Below are 20,977 nucleotides of genomic sequence, written 5' to 3'. Positions count from 1 at the left end.
GCGTGCTTGCGCCAATGGCATCCCGCCGCCCCATCCTACAGCTGGCTAGCGCTGCGCGATTACCGATCCCCGCGCAGGCCTGCCGCCATTACTCGGCCTTCTGAGTCGTACCAAAAATGCGGTCACCCGCGTCGCCCAGACCCGGCATGATGTAGCCGTGTTCATTCAGGCCGTCATCAATGGACGCGGTATAGATATGCACGTCCGGATGCTTGGCCAGCACGGCGTCAATGCCCACAGGCGCCGCCACCAGCACCAGGGCACGGATTTCTTTGCAGCCGGCGCGCTTGAGCAGGTCGATGGCGGCAACCATCGAACCGCCCGTCGCCAGCATCGGGTCCACAATCAGGGCCAGACGCTGATCAAGTTCGCCGACCAGGCGTTCCAGATAGGTATGGGCTTCCAGCGTTTCTTCATTGCGGGCGACGCCCACAACGCTGACCTTGGCGCCCGGGATCAAACTCAGCACGCCGTCCAGCATGCCGATCCCGGCACGCAGAATGGGCACCACCGTAACTTTCTTGCCAGCGATCTTTTCGACCTGAACCTGGCCACACCAGCCTTCGACCGTGGCGGGCGCCAGCGGCAGATCCTTGGATGCTTCGTAGGTGAGCAGCGCGCCCACTTCCTGCGACAACTCTCGGAAGCTCTTGGTGCTGAGGTCGGCGCGACGCATGATCCCGAGCTTATGGCGGATCAGCGGATGGCGGATTTCGTGCACGGGCATGTGCGTAACACTCCAAATTAGGTAAAAGCAGGGGTTTTCGCCTCAGGCAGAACCGGAACGGCGCAGCGCGTTAGCGCCGCCCGTTGGCGAGCCACACCTGGGAATCGTAATCGGTTTATTGAAGAATTGTTATTGCTCGGCCAACCATGCGATAAGAGCATCATCGAACGCGCGCACCGCGCCCGCCTGCTCATGGTTGACGATACTGACCACCACGTAGCGCTTGCCGCTGGCGCCCAGCACGTAGCCGGCAATCGAGCGCACATCACGCAACGAGCCGGTCTTCAGGTGAGCCATGCCCAATGTGCCTTCGCCTTTCAGGCGGCGGCGCACCGTGCCATCCACCCCGGCAATCGCAAAGGATGAAATGTACTCCGGCATGACGGGTGAATTCCAGGCGACGGTCAGCATGGATGCCAGGCTGTCGGCAGACACCCGTGCATCGCGCGACAGGCCGGCGCCGTTGTCGATGACAAGCTCCGGCATGTCCAGCCCTTGCTTGGCCAGCAGGCTCTTGGCGACGGCATCACTGCTGGACACCGTGGCCGGCCGGCGGCCGCGCTCCGCGCCCAGGGTCAGCAGCAGCGTGCGCGCCATGACGTTGTTGCTGCGCTTATTGATCTGGCGGATGGCCTCGGCCAGCGTGGGCGACTCATGGGACGCCAGCACCACGGCATCCGGCGGCACCATGCCGGAGCGAACCTGCCCCTTGAACGTGCCGCCCAGTTCCTTCCACAGCATGCGGAATACTTCGGTCGCGTAATCAGGCTGCGACAAGGCCAGGCGGTACAGGCTGAATTCGCCGCAAGACCCGGCCACCTTGCCGCTCACGCGGATGGTCACGCCCTGCTGGGTGATCACGGGGTCGGTTGTGACCACGGGCGGCCCGGGGCAGCGCACGTCGCTCCATTCCACATTGCCTTCAATCTTTACGCCCGGAAACGGCGGATCAATCAGCGGCACCCATTTATTGGCGGCGGGATCGGGCGCGAATAGCAGCCGCACCGCGCCAAAACCCACCATCAGCGCGTCCGGGCTGGCGTTATAGGCACGATCAGGCGCCCCATCAAAGGCGCCCGGATCGGTAGCCACCTGGCCGAAAATGCTGCGGTCAATGACCAGATCATTGATCTGCTTGACCCCGCGCAGCCGCAATTCGCGCAGCAGCGCCCACAAATCCTGCATCAGAAACTGGGGATCGCCCCCGGCTCGCAGATACAAGGGACCAGCCAACACTCCCTTGGCGTCAGGACGTGCGCCCGGAGCCGACATGAATTCCGTGCGCCAGACGTAGTTCGGCCCCAATTCAGACAGCGCAGCCCAGGTCGTGACCAGCTTCATCACCGACGCGGGGTTGCGGGATTCCTTGGCATTGACCGCCACCATGCGCTGGCCGCCCAGCTCTTGCACCACCAGCGACAGCGCGCTGTCGGGCAGCTTGCTGGCTTTCCAGGCGTTCACCACATTGGGCGGCAAGCCCTGGACCTGCGCGCAGGCAGCGCCGCCGGCCAGGGCCAGCAGTCCGCCGGCCAGCCAATGCTTCAGCCCGCCCACACGCTTTTTCGCTTGTCCCGTCATGCCACGCCCACCTGGTTGCTTGTCCTGCAAAACCGAGAGCATACAAAACCTGGGACAGTTACGGGCGGGAGCTACCCCGCCCTTTCCCGGATTACTGCAATTTCCACTTGCCCGACGCCACGGTCGCCATGACCAAAGCCCGCTCATCCAGCCCGTTGTGGTCGGTAGGGCTCATGGTGACCACTCCCGTCGCCGTCGGCAGGTTCTTGATGTTTTCCAGCGCGTCGCGCAGGGCAGCGCGGAACTCGGGGGTGCCGGGCTTGGCGGATTTCAACGCCACGGGAATTGCCTGTTGCAACAACAGACCCACATCCCAGGTGTAGGCGGCAAACAGAGACACGCTGCCCGCGCCATTGGCGGCCTCATACTTTTTGGCAAATCCCTGGGCGGTAGCCTTGACCGGGTTGGTGTCCGGCAGCAAGTCCGCCACCATCACTGGCCCCACCGGCACCCACGCGCCTTCGCAAGCGGGTCCGCACACGCGCAGGAAATCGCTATTGGCTACGCCGTGGTTGAAGTAAATCTTGCCCTTGAAGCCGCGTTCGCGCAGCGCACGGGCAGGCATGGCGGCTGGCGTGCCGGAGGCCCCCACCACAACGGCATCCGGCGCGGCGCCAATCAACTTCAGTGTCTGGGCGACTGCGGACGTGTCGGTAGGCGCAAAGCTCTCCCTGCCAACGACCTCGATGCCATGCTTTTTGGCGGCTTTTTCGATTTCTACCCAGAACGTCTCACCCAGCGCGTTGTTGAAACCGACAAAACCCAATTTCTTTACGCCATTGGCGGCGGCGTGGCGCGCAATGCCCTCGGCCATCAGGGAGTCAGAGTGCGGCGTTTTGAACACCCACCGCCGCTTGTCGTCCACCGGGTCGATCAGGCGGGCCGACGACGCCAGCGTGATCACCGGCGTGGCCCCGGTGGCCACCGTGTCCAGCATGGCCATCGTGTTGGGCGTGGTGGTGGACCCTACGATCAGGTCGACGTTGTTTTCGGAAATCAGCTTGTGGGAATTACTGACCGCGCGGGTCGTGTCCGACGCGTCATCCAACACGATGTACTCGACCTTCACTCCGCCGATTTCGGTGGGCAGCAGGCTGATGGTGTTGCGCTCGGGGATGCCCAGCGACGCCTGGGGGCCGGTGGTGGACAGGGTAGCGCCAATCTTTACTTGCGCCAGCGCCGGGGCGGCGCCCGCTGCCAGCAAGGCCGCCAGCGCGGCGGCCATCAGGGTACGGCGTGAAATCATGCGGAGTCTCCTTGGGTGCGCGGATATCGTTATGGATTGCGCCGATCCGCTACGGCGTAGAACGCAGTTATACGCCTGGAATCCCGGCTGTGGCTGGCAATATCGTCGTGCTCCACTGGCAGTCACTCCCCCCTGTTCCGCCCCTATTAACTGTCTTCATTACAATAGCCGGTTGCCTCAAGCCAGCCTGGCTGGCGCGGCGCGCGCTTTTGCCGCTTGGCGCCCCCTCTGACAGACAGATACCCGCGTGACCCAGCCTCTTACCGTTTCCGATTTCAACTACGAGTTGCCGCCCGAACTGATCGCGCAGTCGCCCGCCGCCCAACGCACGGGCAGCCGGCTGCTGCACCTGGACGGCGCCAGCCAACTGCACGACCGCCAGTTTTCCGACCTGATCGGCCTGCTGCGTCCGGACGACCTGCTGGTGTTTAACGACACGCGCGTCATCAAGGCCCGCTTGGGCGGCCACAAGATCACGGGCGGCAAGATTGAAGTGCTGGTCGAGCGCATCACCGAGCCCGACCGCGTCCTGGCCCATGTGCGCGCCAGCAAATCGCCCGGGCCGGGCATGGTGCTGCGCCTGGCCGATGCGTTTGACGCTACGGTCCTGGGCCGTGAAGGCGAGTTGTTCGACATTCGCTTTCCCGGCCCGGTGCTGGACCTGTTGGATGCTCACGGCGCGACCCCGCTGCCGCCCTACATCACGCACGAGGCCGATGCCGGGGACGATGACCGCTATCAGACGGTTTACGCCCGCGAACCAGGCGCCGTCGCGGCCCCCACCGCTGGGCTGCATTTTGATCAGCCCACGATGGACCGCCTGGCTGAACTGGGTGTCGCCCGCGCCTTTGTCACGCTGCACGTGGGCGCCGGCACGTTCCAGCCCGTGCGCGTGGACAATCTGGCCGATCACATCATGCACGCCGAATGGTTCACCGTGCCCCAGGCCACCGTGGACGCCATTGCCGCCACCCGTGCCAAGGGCGGCCGCGTGATCGCCGTTGGCACGACCAGCGTGCGCGCCCTGGAATCCGCTGCCGCGCAGACCGAAGGCCGCACCGCTCCCGGCCTGCCGCTGGCCGCCGCCCAGGGCGACACCCGCCTCTTCATCACCCCCGGCTACCAGTACCGCGTTGTGAACGCGCTGGTCACCAACTTCCACCTTCCCCAGTCGACCCTGCTGATGCTGGTGTCGGCGCTGGCCGGCGTCGAGCCGATCCGCCGCGCCTACGCCCACGCGGTGGCCCAGCGCTACCGCTTCTTCAGCTATGGCGACGCCATGTTTATCGAGTCTCCCGCCAAATGACCGGACTGAAATTCGAACTGCTTGCCACTGACGGCGGCGCCCGCCGTGGCCGCGTCACGCTGAACCACGGTGTGGTCGAGACCCCCATTTTCATGCCCGTCGGCACATATGGCAGCGTCAAAGCCATGATGCCGCACGAGCTGAAGGAAATTGGCTCCCAGATCGTGCTGGGCAATACGTTCCACCTGTGGCTGCGCCCGGGCACGGACATCATGGAAAAGCATGGCGGCCTGCACGGCTTCATGCAATGGGACAAACCCATCCTGACGGATTCCGGCGGTTTCCAGGTGTTCAGCCTGCAAGGCATGCGCAAAATTACCGAGGAAGGCGTGAAGTTCGCGTCGCCGATCGACGGCGCGCGCCTGTTCCTGACGCCCGAAGAATCCATGCGCATCCAGCGTTCGCTGAATTCCGACGTTGTGATGGTGTTCGACGAGTGCACGCCCTATGAAATCGACGGCCGGCCCGCCACCGTCGAAGAAGCCGCCCGCTCCATGCGTATGTCTTTACGCTGGGCGCGCCGCTCGCGCGAAGAATTTGACCGCCTGGAAAATCCCAACGCACTGTTCGGCATCGTCCAGGGCGGCATGTACGAGGCGTTGCGCGACGAATCCCTGGCGGGCCTGCAAGACATCGGCTTCCATGGTTATGCCATCGGCGGACTGTCGGTGGGCGAGCCCAAGGAAGACATGATGCGCATCCTGGCGCACGTCACCCCCAAGCTGCCGGCCGAGGCGCCGCGCTACCTGATGGGTGTGGGCACGCCGGAAGACCTGGTCGAAGGGGTGAGCCGCGGCGTCGACATGTTCGATTGCGTCATGCCCACCCGCAACGCCCGCAATGGCTGGCTGTTCACGCGGTTCGGCGACGTGAAGATCCGCAATGCCAAGTACCGCGACGACACCCGCCCGCTGGACCCCAGCTGCTCGTGCCACACCTGCGGCAATTTCTCGCGGGCTTACCTGCATCACCTGCAGCGGGCCAACGAGATCACCGGCGCACGCCTGAATACGCTGCACAACCTGCATTTCTACCTGACCATCATGAAGGAAATGCGCGAAGCCATTGCCGAGGGGCGTTTCGACCTCTGGCGCGCTCAATTCGCCGCCGACCGGGCGCGGGGAATCGAGTAGGCAGGGTTGCAAGTCACTTGGCGCGCTCAGAGGCGGAAAGCCCGATTTGCGAGCGCCGCAAGACGACATTTTTTTGTACGGGGGGCTTTTGCCTGACGGCTTTGCCCCCATTTAGCGGAAAGATCGCCCATTGAATATCGGTAGCCGCCCCAATCGCCTGGGTAGACCCCCTAGTGAAAGGGTGGCAATAACCTATATACAATAGTCGGCTTGCCCTATCCATGGCTCGCGCGGGGATGGGTGCATAAAAACACAGCTACGAAGAAGGCTATAAAGAGAGTTATGCCCGCATAACAATCATCCTGTCCGTGGTGCTGGTTCGCGCCGGCGCCCCATGGAAAGGGCCAAAAAGCCATAGCAACAAACAACCCAAACAGACTTAAACGCAGGAGAATTCAATGTCCGTTATCGATACCGCCAGCCTCGTCGTGGCCCAGGCTGCCGCCCCGGAAGGCAACGCGTTGATGGGCATGCTGCCCATCGTTCTGATGTTCGTGATCCTCTACTTCCTGATGATCCGTCCGCAGATGAAGCGTCAAAAGGAACACCGTAACCTGATCGCCGCTCTGGCCAAGGGCGACGAAGTGGTTACCGCTGGCGGCATGCTGGGCAAGGTCACCAAGGTCAACGACAGCTACGTGACCGTTGAAGTCTCCGAACTGGCCGACAAGCCTGTCGAAGTCATCATGCAGAAGTCGTCGGTTTCGACCGTGCTGCCCAAGGGAACCATCAAGGCCCTGTAAGCGTCTCATAAGAGCCCCATTGGGGCTCTTATCCCAGATGACGCCTACGCCGCCCGCCGCGCTCGCCGCTCGGGCGGCCCTTTTATCACTCTTACATGAAGTAGCCGGCAATGAACCGCTATCCCCTCTGGAAGTACATTACGGTCCTGATCGCGGTCATCATTGGCCTGCTGTACACGCTTCCGAATTTCTACGGCGAGTCCCCTGCCGTCCAGGTTTCCAGCGCCAAGGCCACCATCAAGGTTGACCCGGCCATGCTGAGCCGGGTCGAGCAAATCCTGACGGACGCCAAGATCCCGAACGAAGGGGTCTTCTTTGAACAGAACGGCACCCTGGGCACCGTGCGTGCCCGTTTCACGTCGACCGACCTGCAATTGCAAGCGCGCGACCTGATCGACAAAACACTCAACACGACTCCTGGCGACGCGCACTACACCGTGGCGCTGAACCTGCTGCCTGCCTCCCCCCCGTGGATGCGCTCGCTCGGCTGGTTCGCCCCCAAGCCCATGTACCTGGGCCTGGACCTGCGCGGCGGCGTGCACTTCCTTTTGCAAGTCGACATGCAGGGCGCTCTGACCGCCCGCTACGATTCGCTGTCCGCCGACGTGCGTTCGGTGCTGCGTGACCAGAAGATCAATGTGGCCGGCGTCGAACGCTCTGGCATGGGCATTGCCGCGACCTTCGCCAACACCGACGACCGCGACCGCGCCATTTCCACGCTGCGCACGCGTCTGCCTGACCTGGAGTTTGTCGAACGCGAAGAAAACGGCAAGCAAGTGCTGCTCGGCGCGCTGAACCCCGCCGCGGTCCAACGCGTGCAAGATTCGGCGCTCAAGCAGAACATCAACACTCTGCACAACCGGATCAACGAGCTGGGCGTGGCCGAACCGGTCATCCAGCAGCAAGGCGCCGACCGTATCGTGGTGCAGTTGCCCGGCGTGCAGGACGTGGCCAAGGCCAAGGAATTGCTGGGCCGTACCGCCACGCTGGAAATCCGCATGGTTGACGACTCCCCCACCGCGCAAGCCGCGCTGCTGGGCGGCTCCGTGCCCTTCGGTCTGGAACGCTACAACGATCGCGACGGCCGTCCGATTCTGGTGCGCCGCCAGGTTGTCCTGACGGGTGAAAACCTGCAAGACGCCCAACCCGGCCGCGATTCGCAAACCCAGCAGGCCGCTGTCCACCTGACGCTGGATTCCAAGGGCGCCCGCATTTTCCGCGACGTTACCCGCGACAACATCAACAAGCGCATGGCCATCCTGCTGTTTGAAAACGGCAAGGGCGAAGTGGTCACGGCACCGGTCATCCGCAGCGAAATCGCTGGCGGCCAGGTGCAGATTTCGGGCAGCATGAGCTCCGAAGAAGCCGCCGACACCGCGCTGCTGTTGCGCGCTGGTGCGCTGGCTGCACCGATGTCCATCATCGAAGAACGCACCATCGGCCCGAGCCTGGGCGCCGACAACATCTCGAAGGGCTTCCATTCGACGCTGTACGGCTTCCTGGCAATCGCCGCGTTCATCATCCTGTACTACCACTTGTTCGGTGTCTTCTCCACGGTCGGCCTGACGCTGAACGTGCTGTTGCTGCTGGCGCTCTTGTCCATGCTGCAAGCCACGCTCACCCTGCCTGGTATCGCCGCTATCGCGCTGACGCTGGGCATGGCCATTGACTCAAACGTGCTGATCAACGAGCGGATACGGGAAGAGCTGCGCGCGGGGGCCACTCCGCAACAGGCCATTCACCACGGTTTTGAACGCGCCTGGGGCACGATTCTTGACTCGAACCTCACGACTTTGATCGTCGGTCTGGCGCTGCTGGCCTTCGGCTCGGGTCCGATCCGGGGCTTCGCGGTGGTGCACTGCCTGGGCATCCTGACCTCGATGTTCTCATCGGTGGTGGGCGTGCGCGCCCTGGCCAACCTGTACTACGGCCGCAAGAAGAAGCTCACCACGATCTCCATCGGCGAAGTCTGGAAACCGAAGGCAAACTGAAAATAAAGCGGACGGCGCAAGCCGTCCGCCACAGAAAAGAACCGAAGGCGAAAAATGGAATTTTTCCGGATTCACCGCACCATCCCGTTCATGCGCCACGCATTGGTGCTGAACATCATCAGTCTCGTCACGTTTGTTCTGGCGGTCTTCTTCATTCTTACCCGCGGTTTCCACCTGTCGATCGAGTTCACCGGCGGCACGGTCATGGAAGTCAACTACGCCCAGACGGCGCAGCTTGAAAACGTGCGCGGCGTGGTGTCCAAACTGGGCTACACCGACTTCCAGGTGCAGAACTTCGGCACCTCGCACGACGTCATGATCCGTCTGCCGCTGCAAGAAGGCCAGACATCGGCAACCCAGAGCGAAACCGTCATGGCCGCGCTCAAGACCGCCGATTCGGGCGTTCAACTGCGCCGCGTGGAATTCGTGGGTCCGCAGGTTGGTCAGGAACTGCTGCACAACGGCCTGATGGCTTTGTTGGTGGTGGTGATCGGCATCATGGTGTACCTGGGCTTCCGGTTTGAATGGAAGTTCGCCGTCGCTGGCGTGATCGCCAACCTGCACGATGTGGTGATCATCCTGGGCTTCTTCGCCTTCTTCCAGTGGGAGTTCTCGCTGTCGGTGTTGGCGGGCGTGCTGGCGGTGCTGGGGTACTCCGTAAACGAATCCGTGGTCATCATGGATCGTATCCGCGAGAACTTCCGCAAGTACCGCAAAGCGGATGTGCAAGAAGTCATCAACAGCGCTATTACCCAAACCATCTCGCGAACCATCATCACTCACGGTTCGACGCAGATGATGGTGCTGGCCATGCTGTTCTTTGGCGGCCCCACCCTGCACTACTTCGCCATGGCGCTGACCATCGGCATCTGGTTCGGCATCTATTCGTCGGTGTTCGTCGCCGCCGCGCTGGCCATGTGGATGGGCGTCACGCGCGAAGACCTGATCAAGCCGGTCAAGAAAGATGGCGAGGAAGGCGAAGTCGCTTAAGGCCTCTTCGACAACTTCACGCTTCAAAGCAAAACCCGTCGCTTGCGACGGGTTTTTTGCTTTCTGGCGTGGCGGTGAACGTCGGCCGGCTTCGGTCTCTACGAATAGTCGTGTCGTCCTGGATGCGGCTACTTTGTCCGTTCTCGCCGCAAGGCTCATTGACTTATATATCCGAACAGGTATATTTCATGGTAACGGAAAACCCCAAGCCGCTTTTCTGGGAAGGCTCATCCAAGAAGGACTTCAAGACGTTCCCCATCCCTGTTCAAAAATGCATGGGAATGCGCTTGCATGTCGTTCAGTTGGGCCGCTGGCCTGACTCGGCCAAACCCTGGACGGGCCTGGGCTCCGGCATTTACGAACTTACCGAAGACGAAGCAGGCGACACGTATCGCGCGGTATATGCCTTGCAGATCGGCAATGCCGTTCATGTGTTGCACGCATTTCAAAAGAAATCCAAATCCGGAATCAGCACGCCCAGACCTGACATCGAAATGATCCGAAGGCGGTTGAAACAAGTACTGGCCCGTCACGGCCCAAACAGGAGCGTCCCTTGACCAAATCCAACACTGGCACCGACAACGTCCTCTATGACCTGGGCTTTGAAGATGCCGCTGACCTGACCGCGAAAGTCCAATTGGCCGTCAAGTTCAACGATCTCATCGATCAGCGCGGCTTGAATCAAACTGAAGTTGCCGCGCTGACTGGCATGACCCAGCCCAAGGTCTCGCAAATCCGGCGCTACAAGCTGCTGAACGTTTCTCTGGAACGGCTTATGCAGGCGTTGGTGTGCCTGGATCAGCATGTAGAGATCCGGGTTCGCAAAGCGCGCCAATCCGAGACCGCCGGCATCACCGTCACGGCGTGAAGCGGCCACTGTACTGCTTAGCCTGTTACCGGTGTACGGGTACGAATGTTCCAGCATTCGCTACCATAGGCACACCATGAAACTATCCATTGATCATCTCGTCATCGCCGCGGCTGACCTTGCCAGCGGCACAGAATATGTGGCCGAACTGCTGGGCATTGCGCCGCAGGCCGGCGGAGCGCATCCGCGCATGGGTACCCATAACCGGGTGCTGGGCCTGGCGGACGGCGTTTATCTGGAAGTGATTGCCATCGATCCCGATGCGCCTCCGCCCGAGCGGCCGCGCTGGTTTGGATTGGATCAGGGCGACATTCGTGCGCGGCTGGAGCAAGGGCCGTTTCTGGCCCACTGGGCAGCGCGAGTCGAAGCCCCGCTGGATCTGACCCGCATGCAGGCTGAACACCCTGATCGCATCGCGCCTGTCATTCCAATGACGCGCGGCGATTTGCGCTGGCGTCTGACCGTACCGGACGACGGCAGCCTGCCGGCATGGCACGAAGCCGGTCATACCGTTGGCGACGGACTCTTGCCCACCCTGATCCAATGGGACGTGGACGCCTACCCAGGCGTGAGCCTGCCGCGCCAGCCCTTGAAGCTTGCCCGCCTGACGGGCAGCCACCCTCAGGCCGGCCTGCTGCGCCAGGGCCTGACCTGGATGGGCGCAGAGACCCTGATAGACCTGGAACAATCCAACGGACCACCCCGCTTGCGCGCTCAAATCGACACGCCGCAAGGTTTGAAGACCCTTGCGTAAGCGCAAGACATAACAACAATTCAACAACCCAAACCGGAGACCTGCCCATGCCCGCCACCTACAAACGATTCGATGACGAGCCCTATCTGGGCCAGTGCGACGCCACCGTCATCGCCGTCAATCCCGAGGGCATCGAACTGGACGAAACCGTCTGCTATGCGCGCAGCGGCGGCCAGGCCGGCGACGCTGGCACCATCACCTTGGCCGACGGCCGCGTCCTGCCGCTGACTGACACCATCTATGCCGATGACCGCCAACGCATTCTGCATGTGCTGGACGGCGATATCACGCTGCAAGTGGGCGACCGCGTCACAGTGGCCATCGACTGGCCGCGGCGCCATCGGCTGATGCGCCTGCATACCTGTCTGCACTTGCTGGGGTCGCTGGTACCCGCTCCGGTGACCGGATGCAGCATCTCGCCCGATTCCGCGCGCATCGATTTTGATTTGCCCGAATCCACGCTGGAAAAAGCCGATCTGACTGACCGCCTCAACGCCCTGATCGACACCCGCATCGACATCGCTGTCAACGGCATTACCCCGGAAGAATTGGCCGCGCAACCCGACCTGGTGCGTACAGTGGGCGCCGCGCCGCCAGCCGGGACGAGCAAGATTCGAATCATCGAGATCCCTGGCGTCGACCGCCAGCCCTGTGGCGGCACGCACGTGGCCAACACGGGTGAGATCGGCCCGGTGGTCATCACGAAAATTGAGAAGAAAAGCCGCACGAACCGGCGCGTGGTCGTGACGTTCGCGTAAAGCCCCTGGGCGGTCAGCGGCCACCCAAGAACAAGGGCCGCGATTTGAACTGCGGCCCTTGTTTTATCCCTGGCACACCCTCACGCCTTTTTCCACCAGCGCCACGGCGCTCGCAGCGGCCACTGGTACTTGCTGCCCAGTACGCGGGGCGCCAGCACATGGCCCACCAGCAGGGCAATACCGGCCGCCACCATGACGTCAGACAAATAGTGATCCAGATTCACCAGCCGGCTTATCGCCACCAGTACGCCCAGCGACAAAAACAGCCAGCGCCACTTGGGCGCCAGAATACCCAGCACGACAGCCACGGCAAACGCGGCGTAAGTGTGGCTGGACGGAAAGGAATTGAACTGCTGTACGCGTGAAAAGGACTCACCCAGGCCGTAGATGCCCTTCTCAAAAAACAGCTCGGGGCGGGCGCGAGCCACCGACCGTTTCAGCACCAGCACAATCAGCCCGCCCACCGCCAACGTGGACAGCATGAACAAGCTGCCCCGGGCCATGCTTGCATAGCTCATGCGCAAGGGATTGCGCCAGCCGCGCGCCAGGCCAATCAGGCCGATGACATAAAAAGCCAGCGCCACACCGATATAGGGGCCGCTTTCACCCAGCTGCCCGACCCATTCGAACGACTCGTTCACACCATCAGACACCGATTGCTTGATCCATATCGCCAGGGGCAAATCCACCCAGCGCGCGCAGGCGCCTGCCACCAACGCCAACGCCAGACCCAGCAACAGCCAGGTCAAGCGAGAAAACGGGTTGCGGACTTCGTCCGGCACAGGCAGCCCGGGTGCGGCATCCACGGCGGGAGTCGCAACCGGAGGCGTGAGAGGGTTCAAATTCATCGGTAGCGCTCAAGAATAATGAGAAATATTACTGCCGTCCGCATGGCAGTTGGCGCGCTATCGTAACGGGCGTCCGCAGCCAAGCCAAGAAACAATTTCCCCGCAAGGGTTAAAATTCCCGCTTTCCATCCTTCAGCCCCCGGGATCTACACCCGTCACGGCGACCATCATGCAAGAAACTTCTATCAAGCGCGTGGACACTCCGCGCGACGGCGCTCCCGCCCCTGCTCCCGCCGATATCAGTACCGGCTCCCCCCGCAAACTGTACATCCGCACCTTTGGCTGCCAGATGAACGAATACGATTCGGACAAGATGGCCGACGTGCTGCGGGGCGACCAGGGACTGGAACTGACGGACAACCCGGAAGAGGCCGACGTCATTCTGTTCAACACCTGTTCGGTACGCGAGAAGGCGCAGGAAAAAGTCTTCTCGGATCTGGGCCGGGTTCAACACCTGAAGAAGACCAATCCGAACCTGGTGATCGGCGTAGGCGGCTGTGTGGCCAGTCAGGAAGGCGCGGCCATCGTCAAGCGCGCGCCTTATGTGGACGTGGTTTTCGGCCCCCAGACGCTACACCGTCTGCCTGACCTGATTGCCCGGCGCCGCGCCGAAGGACGCTCGCAGGTAGACATCAGCTTTCCAGAAATCGAAAAGTTCGACAACATGCCGCCCCCGAAAGTGGATGGCGCCACGGCGTTCGTTTCCATCATGGAAGGCTGTAGCAAATATTGCAGCTTCTGTGTCGTGCCGTACACGCGAGGCGAGGAAGTGTCCCGTCCGTTTGACGACGTGCTGATCGAAGTGGCCGACCTGGCCGACCAGGGCGTGAAAGAAGTGACGCTGCTGGGCCAGAACGTGAACGCCTACCGCGGCCGCATGGCAGACAGCGAAGAGATCGCCGATTTCGCCATGCTGCTGGAATACGTGCATGAGATTCCCGGCATCGAGCGCATCCGCTACACGACCTCGCACCCCAAGGAAATGACTCAGCGCATGGTGGACGCCTACGCCCGCCTGCCCAAACTGGTGTCGTTCCTGCACCTGCCCGTGCAGGCAGGCAGCGACCGCGTGCTGGCCGGCATGAAGCGCGGCTACACCACCCTGGAATTCAAGTCCGTCGTGCGCCGCCTGCGTGCCGCGCGCCCTGACCTGACGCTGTCCTCCGATTTCATCGTGGGTTTCCCCGGCGAAACGGAAGAAGATTTTGAAAAGACGATGAAGCTGATCGAAGACGTGGGTTTCGATACGTCTTTCTCGTTCGTGTATTCGCGCCGTCCGGGCACGCCCGCCGCCGATTTGTCGGACGACACGCCGCAAGACGTGAAGCTGCGCCGGCTGCAACGTCTGCAAGCGCTGATCAACGAGCAGGCCGCCATCATTGCCCGCAACATGGTGGGTACGCGCCAGCGCGTGCTGGTGGAAGGCCCCTCGCGCCGCGACCCGAACGAACTGATGGGCCGCACCGAAAACAACCGCATCGTGAACTTTGCCGCGCCCGCGCGCCTTATCGGACAAATGGTCGACGTCATCATCACCGAAGCGCATACCAATTCGTTGCGCGCCCAGGTGGCCGATGTGGACCGCGCTTCCCAAGAGACCGAATGACCACACCCCGTTCCCGCGTCCGCCGCTCCATGCCTGCCGTCGTCAATCTGGATGGCGACAACACCCACCTGGCCAATCTGTGCGGCCCGCTGGACGAAAATCTGAGGCAGCTGGCCGACGGCATGGGAGTCAAGCTCTCGCGCCGTGGCAGCCGCGTCACCATCGAGGGTGAACACGCCGAGCTGGCCGGCCGCGTACTGCGCCGCTTTCATGAGCAGGCTGTGCACCGCGCGCTGTCGGTCGACGACATTCAGCTGGGTCTCGTCGAGATCGGCGTGGGACGGCAGGAAGAAAAGCTGCAAGAAGAAGCGGCTCGCGAAGCCGAACCGCTGCCCTCGCTGGACGACGAAAGCGACAGTATTGCCTTGCGTACCAAGCGCAGCGATCTGCGCCCGCGCACGCCGCGCCAGCGCGACTACTTGAACAACATTCTCAAACACGACATCACCTTTGGCGTCGGCCCCGCAGGCACGGGCAAGACGTGGCTGGCGGTTGCCTGCGCCATCGACGCGATGGAACGGGAAACCGTGCAGCGCCTGGTGCTGACGCGCCCGGCGGTGGAGGCAGGCGAACGGCTGGGCTTTCTGCCCGGTGATCTGGCGCAGAAGGTAGATCCGTACCTGCGCCCGCTGTACGACGCGCTCTACGACTTGATGGGCTTTGAGAAGGTCCAGCGTCTGTTTGAAAAACAGACCATTGAGATCGCCCCGCTTGCCTATATGCGCGGCCGCACGCTGAACCACGCCTTCATCATCCTGGACGAGGCGCAGAACACCACGCCGGAACAAATGAAAATGTTCCTGACGCGGATCGGCTTCGGCAGCAAAGCCGTCATCACGGGCGACCCGTCGCAGGTCGATCTGCCGCGCGGCGCCGATAGCGGTCTGGCCCATGCAGTGAAGGTGCTGCATGACGTGCAGGGCATCGCCACCACCCGTTTCACCAGCCGCGATGTCGTGCGCCACCCGCTGGTCGCCCGCATCGTCGACGCCTATGACCGCGCCTCCGAAAATGAAGCCTGAGCTGTCCCTATCCGTCCAGTACGGTGTTGAAGAAGCCCGCCTGCCCCGCTGGCGCCTGCGCCGCTGGGCGGAACGTGCGCTGGCGGCTGCGGCGGAAGACGGTTTGGTCGATTTTTCGGCTGCGGAACTCAGCTTGCGCCTGGTAGGCGCGGCCGAAGGCCGGCGCCTGAACCGGGATTTCCGCGGCCGCGACTACGCCACCAATGTGCTGACATTCGAGTACGGCGTGGACCCGCTAGGCGTGGCGCGCGGCGATATCGTGATGTGCGTGCCGGTGCTGGTGCGCGAGGCCCGTGAACAGCGCAAAGCGCTCTTGGACCATGCAGCCCACCTGACCCTGCATGGCGTGCTGCATTCGCTGGGTTACGACCACATCAAAGCGCGCGACGCCCGGCGCATGGAAGCCCTGGAAACGGCAACGCTCGCGCAAATGGGTATCGACGATCCCTACGTTTCAGCGTAACGATCCCTTCGGGTCTACCCTGAGAATTTACCGAAGTTGAGGGCTTTCACGGCACAAATGCCGTGGATTGGACCCATTTTCGGCGGACCAGTTACAATTTGGCAGCCAGTTTCGGTTATGCTGGCCCCTCCCTAACTTGTCCTCCCGGACGATGTCTGACCCTTACCCTGCTCCCGAAGCGACCGCTGCTCGCTCATCCAAACCCGCCACTAAATCCCTTCTAGACCGTCTGCTTTCCCTTGTGCGCCGAGAGCCCGAGGACCGTGAAGGCATCAAGGCGATCCTGGAAGCCGCCCACGAACGCAATCTGCTGGACGCCGAGTCCTACAAGATGATCAAGGGCGCGCTCGCCGTGTCCGAGGGCACTGTTGGCGACATCATGGTTCCGCGTTCGCGCATGGACCTGCTGGACGTCACGCAGCCCATTCCCTACCTGGTGGCCACCGTGATCGAAACCGCGCATTCGCGGTTCCCGGTCTACGAAGGCGACCGCGACAACATCATCGGCATCCTGCTGGCCAAGGATCTGCTGCGCTGCATGCTCGAACCCGACATTGAACTGCGCAAGCTGGTCCGCCCGGCCGTGTTCATCCCGGAATCCAAGCGTCTGAACGTGCTGTTGCACGAATTCCGCGCCAGCCGAAACCATCAGGCCATCGTCATCGATGAGCACGGTGGCATTTCGGGCCTGGTCACCATGGAAGACGTGCTGGAACAGATCGTCGGCGACATCGAAGATGAATTCGACGAAACCGAGGAAGACTCGATCTTTCCTGAAGGCGAAAACCAGTGGCGCGTGCTTGCCGCCACCGATATCTCGCACTTCAACGAGGTCTTTGGCTGCCAATTGCCTGACGACGAATACGACAGCGTCGGCGGTTGGATGGGCGGCCAACTGGGCCGTATCCCCCGCCGTGGCGACATGGCCGAATTCGACGGCCTTCGTATGGAAGTTGCTCGCGGCGACGCACGCCGCGCCATCTGGTTGCGTGTCAAACGCAACGTAGCTTCTCAGCCCACCCGTACCTCCGACGACGAATGAGCCTGACCCCGCGCAGCCGATTCCTGCGCGGCGCCGCCGGCCTGATGCTGGCGGGCGCCGTGCACGCCCTGACTTTCGCGCCTGGCCCGCTGCCGGACTGGGCCTTGGCAATCACCCAGATCGTGGCGCTCGCCATCGCGGCGCGGGTCACGCTATATGCGCCATCCGCCAAGCTGGCATGGGCGCGTGGCTGGCTGTTCAGCTTTGTCAGCTATGCGCTTGGGCTGTACTGGATCTTCATCAGCCTGCATCGTTATGGCGATCTGGCCGCTCCGCTTGCGGTGGCCGGCGTCTTGGCGTTGTCCGCTTTCCTGGCGCTGTTTCCCGCCACAGCGGGCGCGCTGGCTCGCCGCTATGCGCCACTGGCGTCCGACTCGCCGCCATTGCGCATTCTGTCCGGCACCTTGGCCTGGGCGGCGATGTGGGCGGCGTTCGAATGGCTGCGCGCTGTGTTGTTTACGGGTTTCCCGTGGCTGAATATCGGCTACGCGCACGTCGATAGCCCCATCGCAGGCTGGGCGCCAATTCTGGGCGTGCATGGCATGGCCTTCGTCGCCGCGTTCGCCGCCGCTGCGATGGCCAGCCTTTGGCAACCATCCCGAAAAAAGGCCATGGACTCGCGTCAGGCGCTGGCAGCCGGCATCGCCGTTGCCCTGGCGGCCGCTGGCTGGCCGCTGTCGCGCATTGACTGGTCAGCTCCAACCGGCGACCCGCTCAACGTGCGGCTGGTTCAGGGCAACATCGAGCAATCGCAAAAATTCGACCCGGCATTGTTGGAACAAAGCCTGGTCCGTCATCTGGACCTTGCTGCCATGCTCCCCGCGGGAGGCGTGCCTGCGCCGCAACTGGTGATCCTGCCAGAGACAGTCTTGCCGGTGTTCCAGGATCAGCTGGACCCAAGGGTCTGGGACACATGGCGCCGCGTGGCCGCCCAGCGCAATATGGTCATTGCCATGGGGGTTCCGCTGCATGACCGGGTGAATGGCCGCGACCGCTATACCAACAGCGTAATGGGCTTTGACGGCAATACGCCGGTTGAACAACTGGTGGCGGGCAACCCTGCCATGCGTTACGACAAGCGCCATCTGGTGCCCTGGGGCGAATACGTGCCGCCGGGTTTCCATTGGTTCGTGGACATGCTGAATATTCCGCTGGGCGACTTCGATCGCGGCGGAGAACGTCAGACGCCGTTTGCCGTGGGCGGTCAGCACGTGGCATTCAACATCTGCTACGAAGATTTGTTCGGGCCCGATCTGTTGCCCGCCTTGCAACCGGGCGCCAATGGCGAACCGGGCGCGACCATCCTGGTCAACGTCAGCAATCTGGGCTGGTTCGGTGATTCATGGGCGTTGCGCCAGCATTTGCAGATTGGCCGTTTGCGCACCATGGAGACGGCGCGCCCGATGCTCACGGCCACCAACACCGGCATCACCGCGGCTATCGACGCCAAGGGCCATGTGGCGGCACAGCTGGCGCCGCATCAGGTGGGCGTGCTGCCGGTCGCCGTGCAAGGCATGACGGGGCTGACGCCTTACGCACGCTTTGGCGACAAGATCGCGCTGGCCTTGGCCGGCCTGGCGCTGATTGCCGCTTTCGGCAGCGGCCGCAAAACACGCCGAGCCTAGCCGCGCATCACGCGAAGAGATTCGCCGGCAACGCCCCACTTTCCTCGGGCGGCCGGCGAGGCCCGGCGCCTGCACCGGTTTCCTCGATCGCCTCTGCAATGGCATCCATGTCATCGCTGTCCAGCTCTAATTCCGCAGCGCCCAGCAGCCCGTTGACCTGAGCAGCGCTGCGCGCGCCCACAATGGCGCCAGTCACACCAGGCCAGGCAAGCGTCCATGCTGCCGCGACGGCTGCCACGGTTGTGCCGTGACGTTCGGCAATAGGCTTGAAGGCTTCCGCCAATGCCAGATTGCGTTGCAAATTGGGCGGCGTGAATTCCGCATTGCGCGAGCGCCAGTCATCCGCTGGCAAGGCCCGCGCGCGTTCCTCGGAAAACCCGCCCGTCAGCAGACCTGACTGCATCGGGCTGTAGACGATCACCCCTGTGTCATTTGCCGCACACCACGGAATCAGGTCGGCTGCCGCTTCGCGTCGGATCGCAGAAAAAGGCGGCTGCAAGGTATCCACATGGCCGAACGACTCGGCGTCCTGCACCTGCGCAAGATTGTGATTGGATAGTCCGATGGCGCCAACCTTTCCGGCTTGTTTCAAGTCCAGCAATTCACGCCAATACGACTCCAGCGGCGTGCCGTCTCCTGCCGGCCAATGCATCTGGTACAGATCGATGCGCTCCACCCCCAGCCGGCGCAATGAATCTTCGATTTCGCTGCGGATACTTGCGGGCGCTCCGTTACGCCGCGGCATGGCCTGGGGCTGCTCCGGCGACCACGTCAGCCCGCACTTGGTGAAGATGTAGGGCCGCTCGCTGCCTGGCATCTGCGCCAGCGCACGCCGCACAATCTCTTCCGAATGCCCCAGTCCGTAGACGGCGGCGGTATCGATCCAATTGATGCCACGGTCCACGGCCAGGCGGATCGCCGCAATGGAATCCAAATCGTCTTGCGCGCCCCAACCGACCGCCCAGCCATTGCCGCCGATCGCCCACGCGCCCAATCCGATGCGTGTGATCTCCAAACCACTGCGGCCCAACGGGCGAGTGGGAAACGACGTTTTAGTGGTCATAGTCATACTCATAGGCCGATTGCTGTGACGATGAGCGTTTTTTTACTCAAATTCGCCATCTCGAATAAAAAATTTTCTTGCCCACGATAGCATCCGCACAAGTCTTTGATTTTCTTGGAATCTGCACCAATCCACTGTCACATCACGACATGCAATTCCGCTCAGAAATTGCGCATTTTGGCCATCCAACCCCAATTTTTGTGCAAGTTTTTAACTTTTTCCCCTCCGCTGACTTGCACGCCTTATTTAGTTCGTGCATAATCTCGTTTCTTCGCCAACGGCACTAAACAAAACCGGCAACGAACTACGAAAAAGCGCACTATCAAACGTGTGTTTCGGTCGTAAAACGTAGCAGGAGTTGATTAGAGAAACGGGGGTATAGCTCAGCTGGGAGAGCGCTTGCATGGCATGCAAGAGGTCAGCGGTTCGATCCCGCTTACCTCCACCAGTCAACAGCGAAGAAAGCAGTACAAGTGAAAGCAGTACGAGTTTGCAAGTCCAAGTCCCCTTCGTCTAGAGGCCTAGGACATCACCCTTTCACGGTGAGTACAGGGGTTCGAATCCCCTAGGGGACGCCAGTTTATCTGGCAGCAGTATGCAGTAAATAGCAGTAAGCATTAGATAAGTGCAGTTGAAGTGACAAAAGTAGTTGAGTAAGCCGCTGCGGAGCGGTAGTTCAGTTGGTTAGAATACCGGCCTGTCACGCCGGGGGTCGCGGGTTCGAGCCCCGTCCGCTCCGCCAAAAGCTCTCTCGCTCTGAGTCTTTCAAGAGCTCCGTCTTCGGGGCTTTTTGCTTTTATAGAGTGTGAGACCTTGTTGTTTGAAGTTTGGAACATCAAGCACCCCTGGGGGGTATAGCTCAGCTGGGAGAGCGCTTGCATGGCATGCAAGAGGTCAGCGGTTCGATCCCGCTTACCTCCACCAGTAAGCAGTACGTAGTAAAGTTTTGGTTTATGTTTTAGTTCAGGTCCCCTTCGTCTAGAGGCCTAGGACATCACCCTTTCACGGTGAGTACAGGGGTTCGAATCCCCTAGGGGACGCCAGCTTTCTGGCATGTAGTACCAAGCTGCCTTGACACCGCAGTGTAGTAATGAAGTTTGAGTACACCGCTGCGGAGCGGTAGTTCAGTTGGTTAGAATACCGGCCTGTCACGCCGGGGGTCGCGGGTTCGAGCCCCGTCCGCTCCGCCAAAGCGCTTTGCGCTTTACTTGCAT

General features: G+C 62.0%; 19 protein-coding genes and 6 tRNA genes. 20 read left to right on the top strand and 5 right to left on the bottom strand.

Annotated features, from left to right (window positions below; genetic code table 11):
* Positions 1-88 precede the first annotated feature (88 nt).
* The 3 genes from upp to RAS12_RS28690 form a co-directional block, all read right to left on the bottom strand.
* On the bottom strand, positions 89-727 hold the full coding sequence (gene upp / locus RAS12_RS28700; protein ID WP_306943776.1) for a uracil phosphoribosyltransferase: 639 nt from the start codon (positions 725-727) through the stop codon (positions 89-91).
* 129 nt (positions 728-856) lie between these two features.
* Positions 857-2,305 carry a D-alanyl-D-alanine carboxypeptidase/D-alanyl-D-alanine endopeptidase gene (gene dacB / locus RAS12_RS28695; RefSeq protein ID WP_306943774.1) on the bottom strand — a complete coding sequence of 483 codons (1,449 nt, stop codon included), beginning with the start codon at positions 2,303-2,305 and terminating at the stop codon, positions 857-859.
* 91 nt (positions 2,306-2,396) lie between these two features.
* The gene (locus RAS12_RS28690) at positions 2,397-3,551 is read right to left on the bottom strand and encodes an ABC transporter substrate-binding protein (RefSeq protein ID WP_306943772.1); all 1,155 of its coding nucleotides are present in this window, start codon (positions 3,549-3,551) and stop codon (positions 2,397-2,399) included.
* A 247-nt stretch (positions 3,552-3,798) separates the two neighbouring features.
* On the opposite strand from RAS12_RS28690, the gene queA reads away from it, so the two are divergent.
* The 9 genes from queA to RAS12_RS28645 all read left to right on the top strand — a co-directional run bounded on the left by queA (position 3,799) and on the right by RAS12_RS28645 (position 12,094).
* Positions 3,799-4,857, top strand: coding sequence for a tRNA preQ1(34) S-adenosylmethionine ribosyltransferase-isomerase QueA (queA, locus tag RAS12_RS28685; protein ID WP_306943770.1), 1,059 nt, complete (start codon positions 3,799-3,801; stop codon positions 4,855-4,857).
* Positions 4,854-5,990: a tRNA guanosine(34) transglycosylase Tgt gene (gene tgt / locus RAS12_RS28680; protein WP_306943767.1), complete on the top strand. Its 1,137-nt coding sequence runs from the start codon at positions 4,854-4,856 to the stop codon at positions 5,988-5,990. The genes queA and tgt overlap by 4 nt, the downstream gene beginning before the upstream one ends.
* 398 nt (positions 5,991-6,388) lie before the next feature.
* Positions 6,389-6,733, top strand: coding sequence for a preprotein translocase subunit YajC (gene yajC, locus RAS12_RS28675; protein WP_006221220.1), 345 nt, complete (start codon positions 6,389-6,391; stop codon positions 6,731-6,733).
* 110 nt (positions 6,734-6,843) lie between these two features.
* On the top strand, positions 6,844-8,724 hold the full coding sequence (gene secD, locus RAS12_RS28670) for a protein translocase subunit SecD (protein ID WP_306943754.1): 1,881 nt from the start codon (positions 6,844-6,846) through the stop codon (positions 8,722-8,724).
* A gap of 54 nt (positions 8,725-8,778) precedes the next feature.
* On the top strand, positions 8,779-9,714 hold the full coding sequence (secF, locus tag RAS12_RS28665; RefSeq protein ID WP_306943753.1) for a protein translocase subunit SecF: 936 nt from the start codon (positions 8,779-8,781) through the stop codon (positions 9,712-9,714).
* A 188-nt stretch (positions 9,715-9,902) separates the two neighbouring features.
* Positions 9,903-10,271 carry a type II toxin-antitoxin system RelE/ParE family toxin gene (locus RAS12_RS28660; RefSeq protein WP_306951670.1) on the top strand — a complete coding sequence of 123 codons (369 nt, stop codon included), beginning with the start codon at positions 9,903-9,905 and terminating at the stop codon, positions 10,269-10,271.
* Positions 10,268-10,582, top strand: a complete 315-nt coding sequence (locus RAS12_RS28655) for a helix-turn-helix domain-containing protein (protein WP_306943752.1) — start codon at positions 10,268-10,270, stop codon at positions 10,580-10,582. Before RAS12_RS28660 ends, RAS12_RS28655 begins: the two co-directional genes overlap by 4 nt.
* A gap of 76 nt (positions 10,583-10,658) precedes the next feature.
* The gene (locus tag RAS12_RS28650; protein ID WP_306943750.1) at positions 10,659-11,336 is read left to right on the top strand and encodes a VOC family protein; all 678 of its coding nucleotides are present in this window, start codon (positions 10,659-10,661) and stop codon (positions 11,334-11,336) included.
* Between the two features lie 47 nt (positions 11,337-11,383).
* Entirely contained in the window at positions 11,384-12,094 is a 711-nt protein-coding gene (locus tag RAS12_RS28645; protein ID WP_306943748.1) for an alanyl-tRNA editing protein, read from the top strand.
* An 80-nt stretch (positions 12,095-12,174) separates the two neighbouring features.
* Here RAS12_RS28645 and RAS12_RS28640 read toward each other — a convergent pair whose 3' ends face one another.
* Positions 12,175-12,942, bottom strand: coding sequence for a phosphatase PAP2 family protein (locus RAS12_RS28640; protein ID WP_306943746.1), 768 nt, complete (start codon positions 12,940-12,942; stop codon positions 12,175-12,177).
* Between the two features lie 169 nt (positions 12,943-13,111).
* On the opposite strand from RAS12_RS28640, the gene miaB reads away from it, so the two are divergent.
* The 5 genes from miaB (at position 13,112) to lnt (ending at position 18,700) form a co-directional block, all read left to right on the top strand.
* Positions 13,112-14,548 carry a tRNA (N6-isopentenyl adenosine(37)-C2)-methylthiotransferase MiaB gene (gene miaB / locus RAS12_RS28635; protein WP_306943744.1) on the top strand — a complete coding sequence of 479 codons (1,437 nt, stop codon included), beginning with the start codon at positions 13,112-13,114 and terminating at the stop codon, positions 14,546-14,548.
* Positions 14,545-15,570, top strand: a complete 1,026-nt coding sequence (locus RAS12_RS28630; RefSeq protein ID WP_306943742.1) for a PhoH family protein — start codon at positions 14,545-14,547, stop codon at positions 15,568-15,570. Before miaB ends, RAS12_RS28630 begins: the two co-directional genes overlap by 4 nt.
* Positions 15,560-16,033, top strand: coding sequence for an rRNA maturation RNase YbeY (ybeY, locus tag RAS12_RS28625; RefSeq protein WP_306943741.1), 474 nt, complete (start codon positions 15,560-15,562; stop codon positions 16,031-16,033). The genes RAS12_RS28630 and ybeY overlap by 11 nt, the downstream gene beginning before the upstream one ends.
* A gap of 151 nt (positions 16,034-16,184) precedes the next feature.
* Positions 16,185-17,075 carry a CorC family transporter gene (locus RAS12_RS28620; protein ID WP_306943740.1) on the top strand — a complete coding sequence of 297 codons (891 nt, stop codon included), beginning with the start codon at positions 16,185-16,187 and terminating at the stop codon, positions 17,073-17,075.
* Positions 17,072-18,700: an apolipoprotein N-acyltransferase gene (lnt, locus tag RAS12_RS28615; RefSeq protein ID WP_306943738.1), complete on the top strand. Its 1,629-nt coding sequence runs from the start codon at positions 17,072-17,074 to the stop codon at positions 18,698-18,700. Before RAS12_RS28620 ends, lnt begins: the two co-directional genes overlap by 4 nt.
* A gap of 7 nt (positions 18,701-18,707) precedes the next feature.
* Here lnt and RAS12_RS28610 read toward each other — a convergent pair whose 3' ends face one another.
* Entirely contained in the window at positions 18,708-19,763 is a 1,056-nt protein-coding gene (locus RAS12_RS28610; RefSeq protein WP_306943736.1) for an aldo/keto reductase, read from the bottom strand.
* A 372-nt stretch (positions 19,764-20,135) separates the two neighbouring features.
* Here RAS12_RS28610 and RAS12_RS28605 point away from each other — a divergent pair.
* The 6 genes from RAS12_RS28605 to RAS12_RS28580 all read left to right on the top strand — a co-directional run bounded on the left by RAS12_RS28605 (position 20,136) and on the right by RAS12_RS28580 (position 20,953).
* Positions 20,136-20,211 (top strand) — tRNA-Ala (locus tag RAS12_RS28605).
* A gap of 54 nt (positions 20,212-20,265) precedes the next feature.
* Positions 20,266-20,341: transfer RNA gene (locus tag RAS12_RS28600), tRNA-Glu, on the top strand.
* 87 nt (positions 20,342-20,428) lie between these two features.
* Positions 20,429-20,505, top strand: a tRNA-Asp gene (locus tag RAS12_RS28595).
* Positions 20,506-20,611: 106 nt separating this feature from the next.
* A tRNA-Ala gene (locus tag RAS12_RS28590) sits at positions 20,612-20,687 on the top strand.
* A gap of 43 nt (positions 20,688-20,730) precedes the next feature.
* Positions 20,731-20,806, top strand: a tRNA-Glu gene (locus RAS12_RS28585).
* A 70-nt stretch (positions 20,807-20,876) separates the two neighbouring features.
* Positions 20,877-20,953: transfer RNA gene (locus RAS12_RS28580), tRNA-Asp, on the top strand.
* The last annotated feature ends 24 nt before the right edge of the window (positions 20,954-20,977 follow it).

The organism is Achromobacter seleniivolatilans (assembly GCF_030864005.1).
GTDB classification, from domain to species: domain Bacteria; phylum Pseudomonadota; class Gammaproteobacteria; order Burkholderiales; family Burkholderiaceae_B; genus Achromobacter; species Achromobacter seleniivolatilans.
The sequence above is the reverse complement of the archived record's forward strand: the minus strand, read 5'-3'. Positions and strand labels throughout refer to the sequence as shown.